18 protein-coding genes are annotated in these 19497 nt (G+C 76.0%); 12 read left to right on the top strand and 6 right to left on the bottom strand.

The genetic code is table 11. The features are described 5' to 3' along the window. The first annotated feature begins 102 nt into the window (after positions 1 to 102). From ACI795_RS14045 to ACI795_RS14020, 6 genes are all read left to right on the top strand, one after another. On the top strand, positions 103 to 1908 hold the full coding sequence (locus ACI795_RS14045; protein ID WP_457076154.1) for a diguanylate cyclase: 1806 nt from the start codon (positions 103 to 105) through the stop codon (positions 1906 to 1908). Beyond that, a complete protein-coding gene (locus ACI795_RS14040; protein ID WP_457076153.1) occupies positions 1905 to 4724 on the top strand; it encodes a diguanylate cyclase domain-containing protein in 2820 nt (939 codons plus the stop codon). Before ACI795_RS14045 ends, ACI795_RS14040 begins: the two co-directional genes overlap by 4 nt. Positions 4725 to 4857: 133 nt before the next feature. Further along, complete coding sequence (larC, locus tag ACI795_RS14035) at positions 4858 to 6072, top strand: nickel pincer cofactor biosynthesis protein LarC (RefSeq protein ID WP_457076152.1); 1215 nt, start codon at positions 4858 to 4860, stop codon at positions 6070 to 6072. Between the two features lie 167 nt (positions 6073 to 6239). Further along, a complete protein-coding gene (locus tag ACI795_RS14030) occupies positions 6240 to 6836 on the top strand; it encodes a TMEM165/GDT1 family protein (protein ID WP_457076151.1) in 597 nt (198 codons plus the stop codon). 47 nt (positions 6837 to 6883) lie between these two features. Beyond that, positions 6884 to 7528, top strand: a complete 645-nt coding sequence (locus ACI795_RS14025; protein WP_457076150.1) for a LysE family translocator — start codon at positions 6884 to 6886, stop codon at positions 7526 to 7528. Between the two features lie 131 nt (positions 7529 to 7659). After that, positions 7660 to 8247, top strand: a complete 588-nt coding sequence (locus ACI795_RS14020; protein ID WP_457076149.1) for a GGDEF domain-containing protein — start codon at positions 7660 to 7662, stop codon at positions 8245 to 8247. A gap of 24 nt (positions 8248 to 8271) precedes the next feature. Here ACI795_RS14020 and ACI795_RS14015 read toward each other — a convergent pair whose 3' ends face one another. After that, positions 8272 to 9186: a haloalkane dehalogenase gene (locus ACI795_RS14015; RefSeq protein WP_457076148.1), complete on the bottom strand. Its 915-nt coding sequence runs from the start codon at positions 9184 to 9186 to the stop codon at positions 8272 to 8274. 119 nt (positions 9187 to 9305) lie between these two features. Here ACI795_RS14015 and ACI795_RS14010 point away from each other — a divergent pair, with 119 nt between their 5' ends. From ACI795_RS14010 to ACI795_RS14000, 3 genes are all read left to right on the top strand, one after another. Next, entirely contained in the window at positions 9306 to 10064 is a 759-nt protein-coding gene (locus ACI795_RS14010; RefSeq protein WP_457076146.1) for a MerR family transcriptional regulator, read from the top strand. 74 nt (positions 10065 to 10138) lie between these two features. Continuing rightward, positions 10139 to 11266: an FUSC family protein gene (locus ACI795_RS14005; RefSeq protein WP_457076145.1), complete on the top strand. Its 1128-nt coding sequence runs from the start codon at positions 10139 to 10141 to the stop codon at positions 11264 to 11266. A gap of 82 nt (positions 11267 to 11348) precedes the next feature. Then, the gene (locus ACI795_RS14000; RefSeq protein WP_457076144.1) at positions 11349 to 12596 is read left to right on the top strand and encodes an MFS transporter; all 1248 of its coding nucleotides are present in this window, start codon (positions 11349 to 11351) and stop codon (positions 12594 to 12596) included. 124 nt (positions 12597 to 12720) lie between these two features. Here ACI795_RS14000 and ACI795_RS13995 read toward each other — a convergent pair whose 3' ends face one another. Then, complete coding sequence (locus ACI795_RS13995) at positions 12721 to 13350, bottom strand: hypothetical protein (protein WP_457076143.1); 630 nt, start codon at positions 13348 to 13350, stop codon at positions 12721 to 12723. Positions 13351 to 13541: 191 nt separating this feature from the next. Further along, a complete protein-coding gene (locus ACI795_RS13990; RefSeq protein ID WP_457076141.1) occupies positions 13542 to 14465 on the bottom strand; it encodes an aldose 1-epimerase family protein in 924 nt (307 codons plus the stop codon). Between the two features lie 270 nt (positions 14466 to 14735). Here ACI795_RS13990 and ACI795_RS13985 point away from each other — a divergent pair, with 270 nt between their 5' ends. Both ACI795_RS13985 and ACI795_RS13980 read left to right on the top strand, forming a co-directional pair. Further along, a complete protein-coding gene (locus ACI795_RS13985; protein WP_457076140.1) occupies positions 14736 to 15077 on the top strand; it encodes an STAS domain-containing protein in 342 nt (113 codons plus the stop codon). A 68-nt stretch (positions 15078 to 15145) separates the two neighbouring features. After that, positions 15146 to 15574, top strand: a complete 429-nt coding sequence (locus ACI795_RS13980; protein WP_457076139.1) for a hypothetical protein — start codon at positions 15146 to 15148, stop codon at positions 15572 to 15574. A gap of 16 nt (positions 15575 to 15590) precedes the next feature. Here ACI795_RS13980 and ACI795_RS13975 read toward each other — a convergent pair whose 3' ends face one another. Together ACI795_RS13975 and ACI795_RS13970 are read right to left on the bottom strand one after the other, a co-directional pair. Further along, positions 15591 to 15881 carry a DUF1540 domain-containing protein gene (locus tag ACI795_RS13975; protein ID WP_457076137.1) on the bottom strand — a complete coding sequence of 97 codons (291 nt, stop codon included), beginning with the start codon at positions 15879 to 15881 and terminating at the stop codon, positions 15591 to 15593. Between the two features lie 109 nt (positions 15882 to 15990). Next, positions 15991 to 16245 (bottom strand): hypothetical protein, encoded by a 255-nt coding sequence (locus tag ACI795_RS13970; protein WP_457076136.1) that lies wholly within the window; start codon positions 16243 to 16245, stop codon positions 15991 to 15993. Positions 16246 to 16322: 77 nt separating this feature from the next. Between ACI795_RS13970 and ACI795_RS13965 the strand changes: the two genes are divergently transcribed. Beyond that, complete coding sequence (locus ACI795_RS13965; protein ID WP_457076135.1) at positions 16323 to 17540, top strand: arginine deiminase; 1218 nt, start codon at positions 16323 to 16325, stop codon at positions 17538 to 17540. 12 nt (positions 17541 to 17552) lie between these two features. Here ACI795_RS13965 and ACI795_RS13960 read toward each other — a convergent pair whose 3' ends face one another. After that, a complete protein-coding gene (locus tag ACI795_RS13960; protein ID WP_457076134.1) occupies positions 17553 to 19484 on the bottom strand; it encodes an alpha/beta hydrolase in 1932 nt (643 codons plus the stop codon). Between the last annotated feature and the right edge of the window lie 13 nt (positions 19485 to 19497).

The following is a 19497-nucleotide window of genomic DNA, read 5'->3' as shown; positions in this document are numbered from 1 at the left end:
AGTGCGGCCGCGCCGGATCCAGGTCCCGGCGCGGGGGGAGCTGCCTCGTCACCGGCCGGGTACGTGCTCGTCACGTCCCCCGACAGCTGACAGGAGGTGCACGTGACCGCCGGGCCCGAGCCCCTCGAGCCGATGCTCGACACGGTCCGCTGGCGCCTCCTGGCGGCCAGCAGCGCCGAGGACGCCCGCGCCTTCACCGAGGAGCTGGCCGGTGCCGCCGTCGTCCTGGCCGCCACCCGGCAGCCCGCGTGGAACGCCTGGTCGCACGCCTTCGCCGCCCGGGCCCGCCTGCTGGACGGCGACACCGACGCCGCCGCCGACGCGGTGGCCGCCGCGCGCACCGCGCTGGAGCTCTGCCCGGCGTCCGCCGAACGGGCGCTGACCCTGGCCTACCTCGCACACGTCGAGGTGACCGCCGACCGGTACGACGCCGCCCTGCACCTGGCCGTCGACGCGAGCCTGCTGGCCGACCAGGCCGGCGAGCCCGGCAGCGCCACCCCTGGCCGGGCGCTGCACCAGGCCCACCACTGGCTGTCCCTGGCGCTGACCCGGCTGGACCTGGAGGAGCTCGCGGTCAGCCAGGCCCGGCGCGGCGCCTCCGTGGCCGAGCAGCTGCCCGACCTGGGCGACCGCTGGCAACTGCTGCGCCTGTGCGCCCAGCAGCACGCCGAGCTGGCCCAGACGGTGCACCGGCGGGGCGACCTCGCCCGCTCCCGGGAGCTGGCCGAGACGGCGCTGCGGTACGCCACCACCGCCCGCGAGCTCGCGTGGGAGCCCACCGACGCCGACGTCGACCTGCTCGACGTCGTCCAGGCCTGGGCGCTGGCGCTCACCGGTGACCTGGACTCCGCGCTCGGCCCGCTGCGACGGGTCCGCCGCCACCTCGCCGCGGGGGACGCCGGCCCCTGGCTCGCCGGCTACGCCGACCTGGCGCTGGCGCGGGTGCTGGCTCGGCTCTGCGGCCTGGAGGCCGCCGCCCGGCCGGTGCCCAGCGGCGCGGCCCCGCCCCCGGCGTCGGGCGAGGACTCGCTGCAGCTGCTGGTCTCGGCCACCGGCGCCTTCGCCGCCGCCGGGGACCGTCGCCGCTACCGCCAGTGCCTGCTGGAGCTGGGCCAGTCGACCGCGGGCATGGGCCTCACCGGCGAGGCGCTGCACTGGCTGGAGGCCTACCGGTCCGAGACCAGCCGGGCGCACCTGCGCAGCCGGGAGCTGTGGGCGGAGATGTTCGTCCGGCGCAGCCGGCTGCGGGAGGCCAAGCGACAGACCGCGGTGCTGCGGCGGCACGCGATGGAGGACACCCTGACCGGGCTGGGCAACCGGCGCAGCGCCGAGCGGCGGATGGCCGAGCTGCCCTTCGACCGCCAGCCGGTGTCGCTGGCCGTGGTCGACGTCGACGGCTTCAAGTCGATCAACGACGAGCACTCCCACCTGCACGGCGACGCGGTGCTGCGCACGGTCGCGGCGCTGCTGGAGGAGCACAGCCGCACCGGGGACGAGGTGTTCCGCTGGGCCGGCGACGAGTTCGTGGTGCTGCTGCCGGACACCACCGAGACGCAGGCGGTGGTCGCCATGGAGCGCCTGCGCGTCGCCGTCGCCGAGGCCGACTGGGCCGCGCTCGACGTCCCGGTGCCGCTGACGGTCAGCATCGGCGTGGCCACCACCCCGGCGGCCGGCGTCCCCGGGCCCCGGACCTGGCGCGAGCTCTTCGACTGCGCCGACCTGAACCTGTTCGCCGCCAAGCGCGGCGGCCGCAACCGGGTGCGCGCTCCCGCGAGCGGCGAGCTGGCGGCCGCGCCGACCCGTTCCCCCGCGGCCGGCTCCTCGGTCGACGACCTGGTCTCCCAGGTGCTCGGCAGCGCACCACGCCGACCCGGCTGGGCGTTCGAGGACGGCGAGGTGGCCCGGTGACGCTGCGCGTGGGCAGCGCCCGCGGCGACGACACCGCGCCCCGGGCCGACACCCCGGTGCGTGACACGCCCGGGGTCACCGTGCAGAGTGCCCTCGTGCCGCCCGGACTCCTGCACCAGCGGGTCAGCTCCGCGTTGGCCAACTGGGAGCTCGACCGGGCCGAGTCGCTCCTCGCCGAGGTCGAGGGCGAGCTGCCCGCCGCCCCGGCCGACGAGCGGAGTGCGGCACGGGCCTCGCTGGCCCGCGCCTGGGCCGACACGCTGCGCGCCGAGCTGCTGGTCCGCCGGCTGCGGCTGGCCGGCTGGTCGCTGCTGGGCGAGCCGCTCGTCGACGGCGGTCCCGAGCAGGAGCAGCCGCTGGACCTGCAGGGCACGGCTCCGGGCGACGACGAGCCGGTCGACCGGGAGACGCGCTCGGAGTCCGCCGAACGGGCCGCGCAGGCGATCGCGCTGGTGCGCTCGGCGCGCGCCGCGTTCGACGCCCAGGACGACGACCTGCAGCGGGCCGCCGGCCTGGTCCGGCACGCGCGGATCGAGCTGCTCTCCCGCCGGGTGGACGCCGCGATGGACGAGGCGGTGGAGGCGGCCAGCCTGCTGGACCCCGCGCTGCCCGCCGGCCCGCTGCTGGTGCACACGCTCAGCGCGCTGGCCGGGGTGCTCGCCGACCTGGAGCTGATGCCGCTGGCGCTGGACTACCAGCGCCGCGCCGCGGAGAGCGCCGCCGCGGCGGCCGCCGGAGCCGAGGACGGCGACGTCGCCCGGGCACTGGTGGGCGAGACCGCCACCCGGCTGGCCGCGCTGTGCGCCGAGCTCGGCGAGGGCGTGCTCGAGGACGGCGGCCTGGAGTCCGCGCACGCCTCCTTCGCCGAGGCCCGCCGGCTGGCCGAGCGCGCCCTGGAGGAGCTGCCCGCCGACGACCCCGCCGTGCTGGACGCGCAGGTCGTGCACGGCTGGGCGCTGGTGGGGCTGGGCGAGCACGCCGAGGCGCTGCCGCTGCTGCGCGCCGTCGCCGGCGCCGCCGAGCAGACCGGCGACCGGTCGCTGCTGGCGTCGGCGGAGCTGGGGCTGGGCCGGGCGCTGCGCCGGTCCGGCGAGCCGCGCCGCGCCGACGACCACCTGGCCTCCGCGCTGACCGTGGCCACCGAGCACGGGCTGGCCCGGCTGCGCCGGGCGGCGCTGCGGGAGCTGTGCACGCTGCACGCCGACCTCGACGACGCCGCGCGCGCGCTGCCCTACCTGCAGGCCTACCTCGCCGACGAGCTGGACCGGGTCGACGAGCGGCGCACCCGCTGGGTGGAGCTGTTCGGCCGGCGCAAGAGCCTGCTGGAGACCGAGCGGGCCGCCGGCCAGCTGCGCCGCCAGGCCTACGAGGACCCGCTGACCCACCTGCCCAACCGCCGGTACGCCGAGGCGCGGCTCGACGGTCTGCTCACCTCGGGTGCCGCCCCGGCCCTCGCGGTGGTCGACATCGACCGGTTCAAGGCGATCAACGACGCCGCCGGCCACCCCGGGGGCGACGCGGTGCTGCGGGCGGTCGGTCAGCTGCTGGTCGACGGCTGCCGGGACACCGACGAGGTGTGCCGCTGGGCCGGCGACGAGTTCGTGATCCTGCTGCCGGAGACCACGGCCGAGCAGGCGGAGCGGGCGATGGAGCGGATCCGCCGCTCGATCGCCACCCACGACTGGTCGGCGCTCGGCGTCGAGGTGCCGGTGCGGATCAGCGTGGGCATCGCCCAGGCCGCCCGCGGCGACGACCGCCGCACGCTGTTCGCCGCCGCTGACGGCGTCCTCTACGACGCCAAGCGAACCGGCCGCGACCGGGTCGTGCGGCTGTCCGGGGTGACCCAGACCCGGGCCGACGACGGGACCGATGGGGCCGGTGTGACGGCACCCGGCACGGCCTCCGGCGAGGTCCCGGGAGCGGGCGACGTGGCGCTTATCGTCGAGGACGTGAGCACCTCCCCGCTGGCCGACCACCCCGCCGACGACCAGCCGGAGAACGACCTCGACGGCTTCGCCTCCCTGCTGCTGGAGCCCCCGGTGCAGCCGGCCCGGCCGCGCAGCCCGCTGGACGAGCTCTTCGGCCCCGCACCGCGGGCCCGCCGTCCCCGGCCCGAGCCGCCGGCGGTCCAGGAGCCGGAGCCCGAGCCCGCTCCCACCCCCGCCCCCGCGCCGGCCGCCCGCGAGGTCGTGGCCCCCTCGGGGCCGGACGTCATCTGGGCCACCGGCCGCAGCACCGAGCAGGTGCTGACGCTGGTCCGCGAGGCCCGCCGCGAGCACCCCGACCACCCGGCCGTGGTGGTGCGGGCCAGCGCCGAGACCCTCGTCGCGCTGGCCAGCGAGCACGACGCGTACACGACGATGGACGGCGTGGCGATGGCCGCCGCCGTCGGCCCGGTCCCCGAGGCGGTGGGCCGGGTGGGCGTGCTGTGCGCCAGCAGCGGCGACACCCCGATCGCCGCCGAGGCGGCCTTCGTCGCCCGGGTCACCGGCACCGAGGTGGTGCGGGTGGAGGACGTCGGCGGCAGCCGGATCCGCCCGCTGCTGGCCGACCCGTCCCTGCTCTCCGACGTCGACTGCCTGGTCGTCGTCGCCGGCCTGGACGCGGCGCTGGCCAGCGTCGTCAGCGGGCTGACCGAGGTGCCGGTGGTCGCCGTCCCCACCTCGGCCGGGCAGGCCAACTCCTTCGGCGGGTTCAGCGCGCTGCTGACCATGCTGAACTCCGCGGCGCCCGGCGTCGTGGTGAGCAACATCGACAACGGCTGGTCCGCCGGCGTCTTCGCCGCCCGCATCGCCCGGCGCACCGCCCGCAGCTGACCCGGCCGGCCTGCGCGGCACCCCCCGATCGCGCGGTCCAGGGGGTGTCCGCAGGACGGGGAGCCCCGATGCGCGCGCACGGGGCATCGGGCGACCACTTGCCGGTGATCACCGGGGTCGGGTCTGATCGGGCGTGACCATCGGCTGGCTGGACCTGTCCGCGGGGGCGAGCGGGGACATGCTGCTCGGCGCCCTGGTCGACGCCGGGGTGCCGCTGCAGGTGCTCTCCGCGGCGGTCGCCGCGCTGCCGGTCGAGGCGGTGACCCTGACCGAGGAGTCCGTCACCCGGCACGGGCTGGGCGCCACCCGGGTGCACGTGCACACCTCTGCCAGCGACGTGCACCGCACCTGGGCCGACGTCCGCGCCCTGCTGACCACCGCCGCGCTGCCCGACCCGGTGCGCGACGGTGCCCTGGCGGTGTTCGAGCGGCTCGCGGTCGCCGAGGGGCGGGTGCACCGGGTGGCGCCCGACCGCGTGCACTTCCACGAGGTCGGGGCGCTGGACGCGCTCGCCGACGTCGTCGGGGTGGTCGCCGGGTTCGAGCACCTGGGGCTCACCGAGGTCACCGCCTCCCCCGTCGCCCTGGGCAGCGGCTCGGCCCGGGGCTCCCACGGCGTCGTACCGGTGCCCGGGCCCGCCGTCCTGGAGCTGCTGGCCGGGGTGCCGGTGCACGCGGGTCCGGTGCCGACGGAGTCCTGCACCCCCACGGGGGCGGCACTGCTGGCCGCCCGGGTGCACCGCTGGACGACGCTCCCGCCGATGCGGGTGACCCGGGTGGGCAGCGGCGCCGGTGGCCGTGACCCGGTCGAGCTGCCGAACGTCGTCCGGCTGGTGCTGGGCGAGCCGGCCGGGGCGCCGGCGGACCCCGGGACCGACGGGCTGCTGCTGGAGACCAACGTCGACGACCTGGACCCCCGGCTGTGGCCCGGGGTGCTGGCCGACCTGCTCGCCGCCGGGGCGTCGGACGCGTGGCTCACCCCGATCCTGATGAAGAAGGGCCGGCCCGCGCACACCCTGTCGGTGCTGTGCCGGCCCCCCGTGGTCGCCGCCGTGCAGGGCGTGGTGTTCGCGAGCACCTCCACCATCGGGCTGCGCGTGCAGCCGGTGGGCAAGGTGGTGCTGCAGCGGGTGTCCGGCAGCGTCGAGGTGCTGGGCGGCCGGGTCGGGGTGAAGGTCGCCGGCGGGGGTGGCCGGGTGCTCAACGTGAGCGTCGAGTTCGAGGACGTCGCCGCCCTGGCCCGCCGCACCGGGCTGCCGGTGAAGGAGGTGCTGCGGGCCGCCACCGCGGCCGCGCACGCCGCCCACCCGGGGGCATCGGCTACTGTCCTGGGCCGAGAAGGGGAGTAGCCCCCCGACCGCTGGTCGACATGCTGGCGCGTTCGCGCGCCCGGTCAGCGGGCCCGCGCCCGGCGCGGGTGGGCGAGACCTTCGGCCTCGCGGCCACCTGATGGTGCGCCGCTGGTCGAGGGCTGCCCCGCACCCCCGGCCGGCGGTGCTGAGCGGAAGAGAGCACTGTGGTCCCCTCGGTCGTCCTGGCCGCCTTCGTCCTGGTCCTCCCGGTCGAGCTGCCCGACAAGACGCTGTTCGCCACCCTGGTGCTGGCCACCCGCTTCCCCGCGCTGCCGGTGTTCGTCGGCGTCGGGACGGCGTTCGGCCTGCAGGTGGCGATCGCGGTCACCGCCGGCTCGCTGCTGTCGCTGCTGCCCGAGGCCCTGGTGAGCGCCGTCGTCGCCGTCCTGTTCGTGGTCGGCGCGGTGCTGCTGTGGCGCAGCGCGAGCGAGGGCCCCGAGGACGAGGAGTCCGCGCAGACCGCGGAGCAGACCTCGTTCCTGCGCGCGGCGGCGATCTCCTTCGGCGTGCTGTTCGCCGCCGAGTGGGGCGACCTCTCCCAGCTGGCCACCGCCGGGCTCGCCGCCCGCTACGACGAGCCGGTGTCGGTGTTCCTCGGCGCCTGGGCCGCGCTGCTGGTCGTCTCCGGCCTGGCCGCCTTCCTGGGCCGGAAGCTCGCCGACCGGCTGCCGGTGGCGCTGATCCGCCGAGTGGCTGCGGTGCTGTTCGCGGTGTTCGCCGTCGTCGCGGTGGTCGAGACCGTCCGCACCCTGGCCGGCTGAACGGCGCGCGCTAGGGTCACGGCCGGACCCGGGCGGAGGAGGACGACGTGGTCACCACCGCTGCCGTCGTCGGCGTCGCGCTCGTGGAACTGGGCCTGGTGCTGACGCCGGGGCCCAACATGATCTACCTGGTCTCCCGGTCGGTCACCCAGGGCCGCCGGGCCGGGCTGGTCTCCCTCCTGGGCGTCGCCGCCGGGTTCCTGGTCTACCTGGCTGCGGCCACGGCCGGCCTGGCGACCGTCTTCGTGGCGGTCCCGGCGGCGTACACGGTGCTCAAGCTCGCCGGCGCGGCCTACCTGCTGTACCTGGCGTGGCAGGCGCTCCGCCCGGGCGGCGTCAGCGCCTTCGCCCCGCGGGACCTCGAGCCCGACCGTCCTCGGACGTTGTTCCTGATGGGGCTGGTCACCAACCTGCTCAACCCCAAGATCGCCGTGCTCTACGTGTCGCTGCTGCCCCAGTTCATCGACCCGGAGCGCGGCTCGGTGGCGGTGCAGAGCCTGGTGCTCGGGCTGGTCCAGATCGCCATCGCACTCACCGTGAACGGGCTCATCGTCGTCTTCGCCGGGTCGCTAGCCGGCTTCCTCTCGACCCGGCCCACCTGGCTGCGCGTCCAGCGGTGGGTGATGGGTGGGGTCCTCGGGGCCCTCGCCGTCCGGCTCGCGCTGACCGGGCGGCCGCAGACCGCAGGCTGACCGGTCGGCGCACGGAGCCGCACTCCTCCGGGGGACCCCCGGGTCAGCCGGCCCTCAAGCCGGCGGGCACTCCTGCCGACTCCTGGGGTGACGGCCGAGACGCGGCCGCCCAGCGAACGGGAGCACCGACCATGGAGACCATCCGCTTCGAGCAGTCGCAGGACGTGCTGGTGCAGACGGCCGCCGTCGTGGCCGCGCAGCGGCAGTTCGCGCAGCGGCTGCGGCAGCGGACCGTCCCCGACCCGCTGACCGGCCTGCCGGTGCGCAGCCTGCTCATCGACCGGCTCGAGCTGGCGCTGGCCGCCGCCGGGCCGGACACCGGCCGGCTGGCGGTGCTCTCCTGCAACCTCGACGGCATCACCGCCGTGGAGGACACCCACGGCGGGCTGGTCGCCGACGCAGCACGCGCCGAGGCCGCGGGCCGGCTGGTCACCGCCGTCCGCCAGGGTGACGTCGTCGCCCGGATCAGCGCGCAGACCTTCGTGCTGCTGTGCCCCGGCATCACCGACCCCGCCGACGCGGAGGGGATCGCCCGCCGGGTCGCGACGGCCTTCGACGCACCGCTGCAGCCCACTCCCGAGGTGGCGCACCGGGTCCGGCTCAGCGTCGGCGTGGCGCTGTCCGGGCGGGCGTCGACCCCCGAGTCGCTGATCGCCGCGGCCAACGAGGCGATGACCCAGATCCGGCACGAGCGCCAGGGCAGCGGCCGGCACGGCTGAGCCGGCAGGCACAGGAGGCGGGGCTCAGCGCAGGGTCGGGATCCACTCGGCCAGCGCCCGGCCCAGCTCGTCGGGTGCGTCCTCCGGCACGAAGTGCGATGCGCGCACCGTCACCTCGGTCAACGCCGGCCAGCGCTTGCGGACCAGGTCGCGCAGCCGGCCGACCAGGATCGACCCGGGCTCGGCGTTGACGAACAGCTTGGGCACCTCGCTGGAGGCCAGCCACTGGCCGTACCGGTCGACGATGTCGTGCACGTCCGGCGGCTCGTGCGCGATCGGCAGCTGCCGCGGCCACTCCAGCGTCGGCCAGCGGTCGGCCCGGGCCCGGAACGGCGCCCGGTACCGCTCGTGCGCCTCCGGGGAGAGCCCGCGCAGCACCGAGGCGGGCAGGACCCGCTCGACGAACACGTTCTCGTCCAGCACCCGCTGCTCGCCGTCGGCGCCGCGCATCGCCTGGAAGACCCGCCGGGCGTCCTCGGGCCAGTCGGCCCACAGCATCGGGTTGACGATGGTCTCGGTGAAGGCGATGCCGTTGACCTTCTCCGGGTTCTTCCGGGCCCAGTCGAAGCCCAGCGCCCCGCCCCAGTCGTGGCCCACGATCGTGACCTGCTCGGCCACGCCGATCTCCCCGAGGAACGCGGCGAGGAACTGGGAGTGCCGGTCGAAGGAGTAGCTGCCCGGCCGCTGCACGGGCAGCTTGGTCGACTCCCCCATCCCGATCAGGTCCGGGGCGACCACGCGCCCCAGGTGCCGCACGTGCGGGATGACGTTGCGCCACAGGTAGGACGACGTCGGGTTGCCGTGCAGGAAGACGATCGGGTGGCCCTGACCGACGTCGACGTAGGCCATCTCCAGCTCGCGGTCACCCTCCCGCCCGAGGCGGACCCGGGAGCGCGGGAACGGGTCGTCGGCAGGGACGGGGCTGTGGTCGTCGGCCATGCCCTCAGGTCTCCCCGCCGACCCGCCGTCCGAACCGCCGAAGTGGCCATTTCGCCGATCCCGCTTGACCCTGACCCGACGTCAGGCTGTTCCGTCGTCGACGTCAGAGAGGAGGGGCGATGCGCTGGACGGTGGGAGAGCTGGCCCGGCTGGCCGGGGTCACGGTGCGCACGCTGCACCACTACGACCGGATCGGGCTGGTCCGGCCCAGCGAGCGGACGGCGGCGGGCTACCGCAGCTACGACGTCCGCGACCTGGACCGCCTGCAGCAGGTGCTGGTCTACCGCGAGCTCGGGTTCCCCCTCGAGGAGGTCGCGACCCTGCTGGACGACCCCGACGCCGACCCCGCGGCGCACCTGCGCCGGCAGCACCGGCTGCTGCGGGACCGGCTCGAGCGAACCCGGGCGATGGTCGCGGCCGTGGAGAAGGAGATGGAGGCACGGCAGATGGGGATCTCCCTGACCCCGGAGGAACGGTTCGAGGTGTTCGGCGACTGGCTCCCCGAGGAGTACGCCGCCGAGGCCGAGGAGCGGTGGGGCGACACCGAGGCGTGGGCGCAGTCCCAGCGCCGGACGACGGCGATGAGCAAGGAGGACTGGCTGCGGGTCAAGGCGGAGACCGACGACCTGGAACGCCGGTTCGCCGAGGCGCTGGCCGGCGGGGTGCCCGCCGACTCGACCGCGGCGATGGACCTCGCCGAGGAGCACCGACAGGCGATCACCCGGGACTTCTACGACTGCTCCCCGGAGGTGCACGCCGGGCTCGGCCGGATGTACGTCGAGGACGCGCGGTTCACCGCCCACTACGACCGGATCGCCCCCGGCCTGGCGCGGTACGTGAGCACCGCCGTCCAGGCCAACGCCGCCCGCCAGGGCTGAGCCGGCCGGGGTCGAGCCGGCCGGGGTCGAGCCGGCACCCCTCCCCCGGGAGGTGGACGTCACCGTCGATCCGCGTGCGCACCGCCGTGGGCGGCCCGCATGCTGACGGGGTGGGGTGGGCGATCGCGCGGCTGCAGCAGCCGTGGGTGCAACGGGCGGTACGGGCGGCGCTGGCCGCAGGGCTGGCCTGGCAGGCGGCGTTGCTGTTGCCGCCGTCGCTGGCCGCCTACGCCTACTACGCCCCGCTGGGCGCGGTCATCGCCGTCAGCCCGACGATCGCGGACTCCGCGTCGGCGGCCTGGCGCAGCATCGTCGCGATCCTGGTCGGCTTCGCCCTGGCCGTGGTCGTGTTCGAGGTGACCCGCGGGGTCTCGAACGCGATCACCATCGCGCTGATCGTCGCGATCGCGGTCGTGGTCGAGCAGTGGCGGTGGCTGTTCCGCGAGCAGGCCAGCTGGGTCAGCTTCGCCGCCGTCCTCATGCTCACCGTGGGGACGGCGGACCCGGCCGAGTACGCGGTGCGCTACGCCGGGCTGACCCTGCTGGGCGCCGCGATCGGCGTCCTGGTGACCAGCTTGCTGTTCCCGCCGCTGCAGCTGACCACCGCCGAGCAGCGGATCGCGCGGACCAGGACACTGCTGGCCGAGCACCTGGAGACGATCGCGGCGTCGCTGCGCAGCGGGCAGGTGCCCGAGCTCGGCGAGTGGGAGGTCCGCGGCGACGAGCTGGACCGCGCGCTGGACCGGATGCGCAGCGCCGAGGCGCAGGTGGAGCGCGCGCGGCGGGCCAACCCGCGGGCGCGGCGCTGGCAGGGCACCGCGACCAGCATCCGCGAGCAGTCCCGTGCGCTGGACCGGGTCGCGGTCCTGGTCGACGACCTCACCACGCTGGTCGTGGAGTTCCAGCCGCACCGGCGGGGCCTGGACCGGGTGGACGACGGCACGGGCTGGGTGCTCGCCGACGCGCTGGACGGCCTCGCCGGCGTCGTCCGCATCCCGTACCACGCCACCGACACCGAGCCCGACGAGCGGGACGCGGCCATCGCGACGGCGGTGACGGCAGCCGACCGGCTGACCGCACTGCTGCGCGGCTCGGGGATCGGCGACGACGAGGGCTTCTTCGCTCTCGCCGCGGTGACGATCGGGATGCACCGCTCGCTGCGGACCCTGGAGGCCCACGTCCGCTTCTCGCAGCCCGCGTGACCCGGGCCGGTTGCACGTGGAACGTCCGCCCTGGGAGAAACCCGACGACGCCGCTCCTGAGCACGGCTAAGGTCCGGTCCTCGTGAGCCGCATCGGTGAGGTCCTGGTCCCGGCGCGGCTCGGCTCCGGGTTCCGCTGGCTGCTGGCGTCGAGCTGGACCTCGAACCTGGGCGACGGGATCGCGCTGGCCGCCGGTCCCCTGCTGGTCGCCTCGCTCACCGCCGACCCGTTCCTCGTCGCCCTCGCCGCGACCGTGCAGTGGCTGCCGCCGCTGCTGTTCGGCCTGGTCGCCGGGGCACTGACCGACCGGCTGGACCGGCGGCTCATCGTCGTCGCCGTCGACCTCGCCCGCGCCGTCGTGCTGACCGTGCTGACCCTGGCGGTGGTCACCGACCGGGTGTCCATCGGCGCGGTCCTCGCCGCCCTGTTCCTGCTGGCCACCGCCGAGGTGTTCGCCGACAACAGCGCGCAGACGCTGGTGCCGGCACTGGTCGCCCGGGACGACCTGGCGGTGGCGAACTCCCGGCTGCAGACCGGCTTCATCACCGTCAACCAGCTCGCCGGCCCGCCGCTGGGTGCGGCCCTGTTCACCGCCGGCGCGGCCTGGGCACTGGGTGCACAGGCGGTGCTCGTGGCGCTCGGGGCGGTGCTGATCACCCGGGTCGTCCTCGCGGACCGGGGGCCGCGTGCGGAACGGCGGACGGCGATGCGGCAGGAGATCGCCGAGGGGCTGCGCTGGGTGCGGCACCACGCCGCCGTCCGCACCCTCGTGCTGACGATCACGATCTTCAACGTCACCTTCGGCGCCGCCTGGTCGGTGCTGGTGCTCTACGCCACCGAGCGGATCGGGCTCGGCGAGATCGGCTTCGGTCTGGTGACCACCGTCGGCGCCGCGGGTGGCATCGCCGGGGGCCTGGCCTACGGGTGGATCACCCGCCGGGTGAGCCTGGGCGACCTGATGCGGATCGGCCTGGTCGTCGAGACCCTCACCCACCTGGCGCTGGCGCTCACCTCCAGCCCCTGGGTCGCCCTGCCGGTCTTCTTCGCCTTCGGCGCGCACGCCTTCATCTGGGGGACGACGTCGGTCGCCGTCCGGCAGCGGGCGGTGCCGGACGCGCTGCAGGGCCGGGTGGGCAGCGTCAACACGGTCGGCGTCTTCGGCGGGCTGGTGCTCGGCTCAGGGATCGGCGGGGTGCTCGCCCAGCACTGGGGCGTGACCGCCCCGTTCTGGTTCGCCTTCGCCGGGTCGGCGGTCTTCGTGGTGCTCATCTGGCGCTCGCTCCGGCACATCGCGCACGCCGACGCGCAACCGGTGCCGGCAACCGCCTGAGGACGGCGCCCACCCGGCTTGCTGCCCGCACGACCCACGCCCGGGAGCTGGCCGACCGGGTACGCGCGGCGCGGTGACCGGAGGGGCAGCGCACCGTGCCGCACGCCGCCCGGTCAGTGGGGCGTCATTCCCAGGTGGTGGGGTTGTCAGCGGCGCGGACGACGGCGACCGCACCGAGGGCCTCCACCAGGAAACCCGACGCGGACAGCACCCCGGCCAGCGCGGCGTTCATCGTCTCCTGCACCGCGGCGTCGGTCTCCGGGCCGCGCACCCGCCCCACCGTCGTCCGGTCGTGCTGGGTCCAGGAGACCACCACACCGTCCCGCTCCGGGCTGGGCGTCAGGCAGACCCCGCCCAGCGCCCGGTCCGCCGTCCGGCCGGCGCAGTCGTGCAGCGGCAACCCCGCCTCGGCGACCGCAGCGGTGATCTCGCAGACCAGGCCGGTGAGCGGGTCGGCGTCGGAGATCAGCGGGTCCCAGTCGTCGGCCAGCCGGTCCAGCTGCGCGGAGAGGTACGCCAGCCAGGACCGGTCCTCCGGGGAGAACTGCCGCGTCAGCGTCCCGTCGGCCCGGCACGAGCCGTAGCCGGGCTCGGTGAACCAGCCGTCCGCCGACAGCCCGGCGACGGCGGCGTCCAGCTGACTGGGGAACGGCCCGGCCAGGACCACGGCGTCCTCGTCGACCAGCCACCAGGCGGCGGCGTCGGCACCCCGCTCCACCGCCGTCCTGGGCTGCTGCCCGTTCGACGCGCTCACAAAGAGACCCCCCGTGCTCGACCGACCGCGCCGGGGAAGTCGGCGCGCTCTGCAACTTCCATCGGCAGCCCCGGCACCGGACCGGTCGGCGATCGCCCGGGCTCCCTCCACGCGCACCGCGGACCCCAGCTCCCCCACCGTCTCCGGGCGTCCCGCCACCACCGGGTCGGCGTCGACCGAGCGCCGGGACCTCAGGCCGGGAGCAGCTCGATCCGCCACCAGGCGGAGTGCCGCTCGCCCGGGCCGAGGGTGACCAGGTCCTGCCCCGTGCGCAACGCGTCCGGTGGGCAGGTCATCGGCTCGACGGCGAGCCCCGCCCGGTCCAGCTCGGGCTCGGGACGGTCGGCGGTGTGCACCTGCACCCACGGCAGCGCGACCGGGTCCCACTCCACGGCGACGCCGGCGCCGTCGGCGGCGCGCAGCTCCGCCCGTGCCGTGCCGCCCACGCCGGCGCGGACGCCGGTGAAGGCGTGGTCCACCTGCACGTCCCCCAGACGGCGGCCGGCCCGGAAGTCGAAGGGCGTGCCCTCGACGGGGCGCTCGCCGATCGGCAGCAGCTGCTCGTCGTCGACCGCCAGCCAGCGCTCGGCGTCCAGACCGAACGTCCAGTCGTCCACCCGGCCGGGGCCGGCCACCAGGTAGGGGTGCACGGAGCAGCCGTAGGGCGCCGGCTCGGCGCCGGTGTTCACCGCGTCGATCTGCCAGCGCAGCCCCCCGGCCTCCACCGTGTAGCCGACCTGCACGTCCAGCCGGTGCGGGTAACCGGGCTGGGGCCAGACGCGCGCGGCGAGCACCACCGACCGCGGGGTGCGCTCCACCAGGGTCCAGGGCGTCCAGCACAGCAGACCGTGCAGTGCGGTGCGGCGGTCCGGCTCGGTGAGGGCCAGCTGCTGGTCCCGGCCCTGCCACCGGTAGCGGCCGTCGCCGACCCGGTTGGGCCACGGCACGAGCACCGAGCCCCGGTAGACCGGGCGCAGCTGGTCCGGACCGAACCCGGCCACCAGGTCCCGCCCGTCGACGCGGAGGGACCGCAGCCCGCCGCCCACCTCGGTGACGACGGCGTGGACCCCGTCGGCACGGAGGTCGTACTGCACGCCTGTCGGCTCGACGGACATCCCGCCCCCGCTCCCTGCCGCCGTCCACCCGCGGGCCCGGACGGGCCCGCCACCCACCGGCACGGACGGCGGCATCGGGGTGCCCTCCTGGTGGCGCGGCAGCATGGTAGCCACGACGGCCGGTCGCGCGGCCGGCGTCCCCAGGCCCGGCACCCCGCGGACACCGGGCCCGCGGCGACGGCGCACCGGTCCGGGCGTGTCACACCCGACTGACCTGCGCGTTGACCCCGGGCCACGTTTCAGCGACGGTCAGCGGGTACCCAGGTCGCCGTGACCACCGGCCCTGATCCCAGCGGATCGGGCGCCGTCGTCCTGGCGGAGGACGGCGCCGGCCCGCTGCTCCGATTCAGCGGGCAGATCGACCGGGAGACCGTGCGCCGGTTCCGCCGCGAGGTGCCTCCGGCGTCCTGGCCCGAGCGGGCCGACCTCGAGGCCGTGAGCACGCTGGAGGCGGCCGGCCTGGAGCTGCTGGTGCACCTGGCCCGCAAGCCACGCCGCCGGGGGGCCGAGCTGCGGCTGGTGCACCTGCCCGACCACCTGCACCCCGTCCTGGAGCGCGCCGGGCTGTCCTGGCTGCTGCCCCGCCCCGGCGATCGGACCGCACCCGCCTGACCGGTGCGCCTGGCGCCCGGGCCACCGGTCAGGTTAGCCTCGCCTCACTCGACGTGAGATGGGGTTCGATGGGTCTGCGACTGCCGGTCGGCGCCGTCACCGTGCTGCTGGGGCCGGTGCGGGCGCGCGCGGCCACCATGACCGCCCTGGACCCGGGCAGCGCCCGGTGCGCCGCGGGGCACGCCACCCTGCCGGTGGTGCGCCTGACCGCCGCGCCCGGCGACGACGTGCAGCACCGGCTGGACGCCGTCGAGCAGGCACGCACCGGAGCGGCCGCCGTCGTCCTGGCCGACCACCTCACCGACGGTCTGGCCGCACGGGACCGGCACGCGGTGCTCGCCGCGCTGCGAGAGGTCGCGTCGCCGGGCCGCGCCGTCCTGGTCGACGACGGCGACCCGGTCGCCGCGCTGTCGGTGGCCGACGGCGCGCTGCGCACGCCGGGCCTGGACCTCGAGCCGGTGCCCGACCTCGACCAGCTGGAGCAGCTGGTCGGCTGAGCGGGCCCGGCTGGGGTCAGCGCGCCGTGTAGGTGAGGCAGTCGGCCGCGTCGGCGCCCGAACCCACCTGCACGGCGGACGCGCGGCACTCCAGCGACTCGTTGTGCACGCAGTCCGAGCGGTGGCAGGCGCCGACGACGCCGGTGCGCTCGAGCCCCGCGCGGAACGAGATCTCCACGAAGGTGCCGCAGTGGGCGTGGTCGCCGCCGACGGTGATCGCGCCGGCGTGGCAGGTGTGCTCGGCGTTGTACGAACAGCTGTCGACCGAGCAGTCCTGCACCTGGGGCATGTCCAGCATCTGGGTCATGCCCCGAGGCTGACAGCCTCCGCCTGCACCCGCCAGCCAGGAGAGGCTGCCCTGACCCGGGGGCAGGCGGCTGATCTGCGGCTTCGTGCAGGGGTGGGCGACACGCCGGTCAGCTGCGCGGGCGCCGGCCCACCGGCGGCAGCCGGGTCGCCAGTGCCCGGGTGGCGTAGCCGCCGGCGACGGCGGCCGCGATCAGCACCAGCAGCAGCCCGAGCAGGCCGATCTCCTCGACGCCGACCAGCTGCAGCAGGAGCAGCAGCACTGCACCCACGAGCAGGGACAGCCCCGCGGCGAGCAGCACGACCAGCCAGCGGGGCTGGCCCCCGGGCGTGGGCGGCGGCGGGGGTGGGTCGACCGGCGTCACACCGGTAGTGGACCACGACGGGTGGATCACCCGTTCCGGGCTGGCCGCGGGCGGCCCGATCGGCGAGGCTCGACCGCATGACCGCCCCCTGCTCGGTGACCAGCGAGGTCGGCCGGCTGCGCACCGTGCTGCTGCACCGGCCGGGCGCGGAGCTGCGCCGGCTCACCCCGCGCAACAACGACGAGCTGCTCTTCGACGGAGTGCCGTGGGTGGCCCGCGCGCAGGAGGAGCACGACGCGTTCGCCGCGGCGCTGACCGAGCGCGGGGTGGAGGTGCTGCACCTGCACCGGTTGCTCACCGAGGTGATGGCGCTGCCCGCCGCGCGCGAGGAGGTGATCGCCGCCGCCGTCGACGACCCGCGGCTGGGCGCCACGCTGCAGCACGCGACCACCGCCCACCTCGCCGGGTTGGCTCCCGAGGACCTGGCGCAGGCGCTGATCGCCGGGGTGGCGCACGACGAGCTGCACGGCCGGGGCCTGGCCTACCAGCTGATGGGCCGCGGGGACTTCGTCGTGCCGCCGCTGCCCAACCTGATGTTCACCCGCGACTCGTCGGTGTGGGTGGGTGGCCAGGTGGCCGTGACCTCCCTGGCCATGCCGGCCCGGGCCCGGGAGAGCGCGCTGACCACGGCGCTCTACACCCACCACCCGCGCTTCGCCGGGGCAGAGCAGCTCTACGGCGCGCACCTGGAGCACCTGGAGGGCGGCGACGTGCTGCTGCTGGCCCCCGGGGTGCTGGCCGTCGGCGTCGGCGAGCGGACGACGCCGGGCGGGGCGGAGCGGCTGGCGCGGCGGGTGTTCGCCCGGGGGCTGGCGCACACCGTCCTCGTCGTCCCGATCGCCCAGGAGCGGGCGACGATGCACCTGGACACCATCGCCACGATGGTCGACGTCGACGCCATGGTCATGTACCCGGCGGTCGCCGACTCGCTGCAGGCCTGGACGGTGACCAGCGACGAGCTCCCGGACGACGCGGACACGGTGGAGCTGTCGGTGCGCGGGCCACGCCCGTTCCTGGAGGCCGCGGCCGAGGCGATGGGCATCGACCGGCTGCGGGTGATCGACACCGGGCTCGACCCGGTCACCGCCGAGCGCGAGCAGTGGGACGACGGCAACAACACCCTGGCGCTGGCGCCGCGGCTGGCGGTGGCCTACGAGCGGAACACCGTCACCAACGCCGCGCTGGAGAAGGCCGGCATCGAGGTGCTGGCGATCGCCGGGTCGGAGCTGGGCAGCGGCCGCGGCGGCCCGCGGTGCATGTCCTGCCCGGTGCTCCGCGACCCCGTCCCGGCGTAGGACGGGCGGCGGTCAGGAGCCCGGGTCGAACGCCTCGACGGCCGGGAGGAAGACCTGCTCCCGGTAGACGTCGCTGCGCTCCGGGCTCGCGGTCAGCTGCACCACGGCGAGGCCGGCCGGTGTCTCGGCCAGCGCCAGGTCGACCCGCTGGCCGAGGTCGTCGAGCCGGTACAGGTCCCAGGTGAGCGCCCCGCTCTCGAGCCGGTCCGCCGGCTCCAGCGGCTCGCCGGTGCCCAGCTGCGCGGCCAGCTGCTGGAGCACCTGGTCGGCCGTGGCCCCGGGGGCCACCTGCTGCACCAGCGTGACCAGCGGGGACTGCTGGAACGCCCCCGGGAGCACCTCGGGCCACCCCTCGGGGCGGACGCCGCTGGTGCCGAGCTCATCGCTCTCCCAGTCCGCCATCTCCACCTGCACGCCCTCGGCGGTGAACGCCGGCACCTCGACGTCGTCGACGCAGGAGGTGTCCGGCTCGCTGTCCGGGTCGGCGAGGAAGTCGCGGGTCAGCTGCGCCGCGCACTCGTGCGTGCCCACCGAGCCGTGCCCGGTGGCGGGGAACTCGACGAGCACGCTGCTGCTGAGCCCCTCGGCGACCTGCTCGCCCCACCGGGGCGGGGTGATCGGGTCCAACTCACCGGCGAGCACCAGGGTGGGCAGGTCGCTGGTCAGCGCCTCGTCCTCCCCCTCGCCGGGCTCCCCGGCACCCCAGGTGGCGCAGACGTCGAAGATGCCCGGCCCCATCGTGGGCGTGCTGGCGAAGAAGCTCTCGACCAGCGGGTGCTCGGCGGCCGCGTCCGCCACCGCGTCCGGGTCGCTGAAGCTGACCTCCTCCTCGCACTGCACGGCCAGCTGCTGGCCGACGCTGACCAGGTCCAGCTGCTGGGTGAAGGCGCTGAGCAGCAGGCCGATGGTGCCGAACTCGCCGTTCGCCGCGGCCTCGACCACCTCCGGGAGGAACGGGATCAGCTCTGTCGAGTACATGCTCTGGAACAGGAACCCGGCGAAGCCGGCGCCGTCGAGCGGGCTCTGCACCCGCTCGCCGGTCGTCGGGTCGAGCACCGTGACCGAGGCGGGGGCGGCGTCCAGCTGCGCGACGAGGTCGGTGACGGTCTGCTCGAGGTCGGGGTGCCGCTCGGCGCACCCGGCGTCGGCCGCGCAGGCGGCGAACAGCGCCTCGATCGCCCGGGCGGCGTTGCCGGGCGTCTCCTCGTAGAGGTCGACGTCGATCGGGTAGGAGGCGTCGAGCACCACCGCCCGGATGCCCTCGGGGTGGTCACGCATGGCGGTCTGCGCCAGCCGGGTGCCGTAGGAGACCCCGTAGAGGTTCCACTGCTCGTGGCCCAGCGCCCGGCGCAGGTCGTCGAGGTCGGCGGCGGAGGCCGCGCTGTCGTAGTCGGCGAAGTCGACCCCCTCGTCGACCAGCCGCTGCCGGCACTCCTCCAACGCGGCGGCGGCCTGGTCGGCCAGCTCCTCGACCGGCTCCGCCGACCCCAGCGACTCCCGCACCCAGGAGCTGTACTCGGCGCAGGCCAGCGACGGTTCGGTGAGCCCGGTCCCGCGCTGGTCGAGGACGATCAGGTCGCGGTCCTGGGCGAGCGGCTCGTACAGCTGCCCGAACGCCGCGGGCACCAGCTCCAGCGCGCCCTGGCCCGGCCCGCCGGAGAGGTAGACGAGCGGGTCCTCGGCCGGGTCGTCGTCCGCGGCGGCGACCACGCCGAAGGCCAGGCTGATCGTGCCCGAGTCCGGGTCCGCCCGGTCCGCCGGTACCTCGAGCGTGCCGCACTCGAGGTCGACCCCGGCCGGCACGTCGAAGTCGCAGGCCCCCCACTCGACCTCCCGGGCCGGGGCACCCGACGCCGCCGTGGCGTCCTCGTCCTCCCCGGAGCCGGTGCAGCCGGCCAGCAGGAGCAGGAGCGCGAGCGGCACGGCGGCCGGACGACTGTTCACGGGGTCACCCAAC

This window comes from Modestobacter sp. SYSU DS0290 (assembly GCF_054050955.1).
Note: the sequence above shows the minus strand (reverse complement) of the source record. Positions and strands in the feature narration are given on the sequence as shown.

Excerpts from the sequence above, each read along its gene's own strand:
- ACI795_RS14015 (WP_457076148.1), bottom strand. The coding sequence starts at position 9,186 with ATGGCCGACGACCACAGCCCCGTCCCTGCCGACGACCCGTTCCCGCGC.
- ACI795_RS13980 (WP_457076139.1), top strand. The coding sequence starts at position 15,146 with ATGGGTCTGCGACTGCCGGTCGGCGCCGTCACCGTGCTGCTGGGGCCG.
- ACI795_RS14010 (WP_457076146.1), top strand. The coding sequence starts at position 9,306 with ATGCGCTGGACGGTGGGAGAGCTGGCCCGGCTGGCCGGGGTCACGGTG.
- ACI795_RS14020 (WP_457076149.1), top strand. The coding sequence starts at position 7,660 with ATGGAGACCATCCGCTTCGAGCAGTCGCAGGACGTGCTGGTGCAGACG.
- ACI795_RS13975 (WP_457076137.1), bottom strand. The coding sequence starts at position 15,881 with ATGACCCAGATGCTGGACATGCCCCAGGTGCAGGACTGCTCGGTCGAC.
- ACI795_RS13990 (WP_457076141.1), bottom strand. The coding sequence starts at position 14,465 with ATGTCCGTCGAGCCGACAGGCGTGCAGTACGACCTCCGTGCCGACGGG.
- ACI795_RS13965 (WP_457076135.1), top strand. The coding sequence starts at position 16,323 with ATGACCGCCCCCTGCTCGGTGACCAGCGAGGTCGGCCGGCTGCGCACC.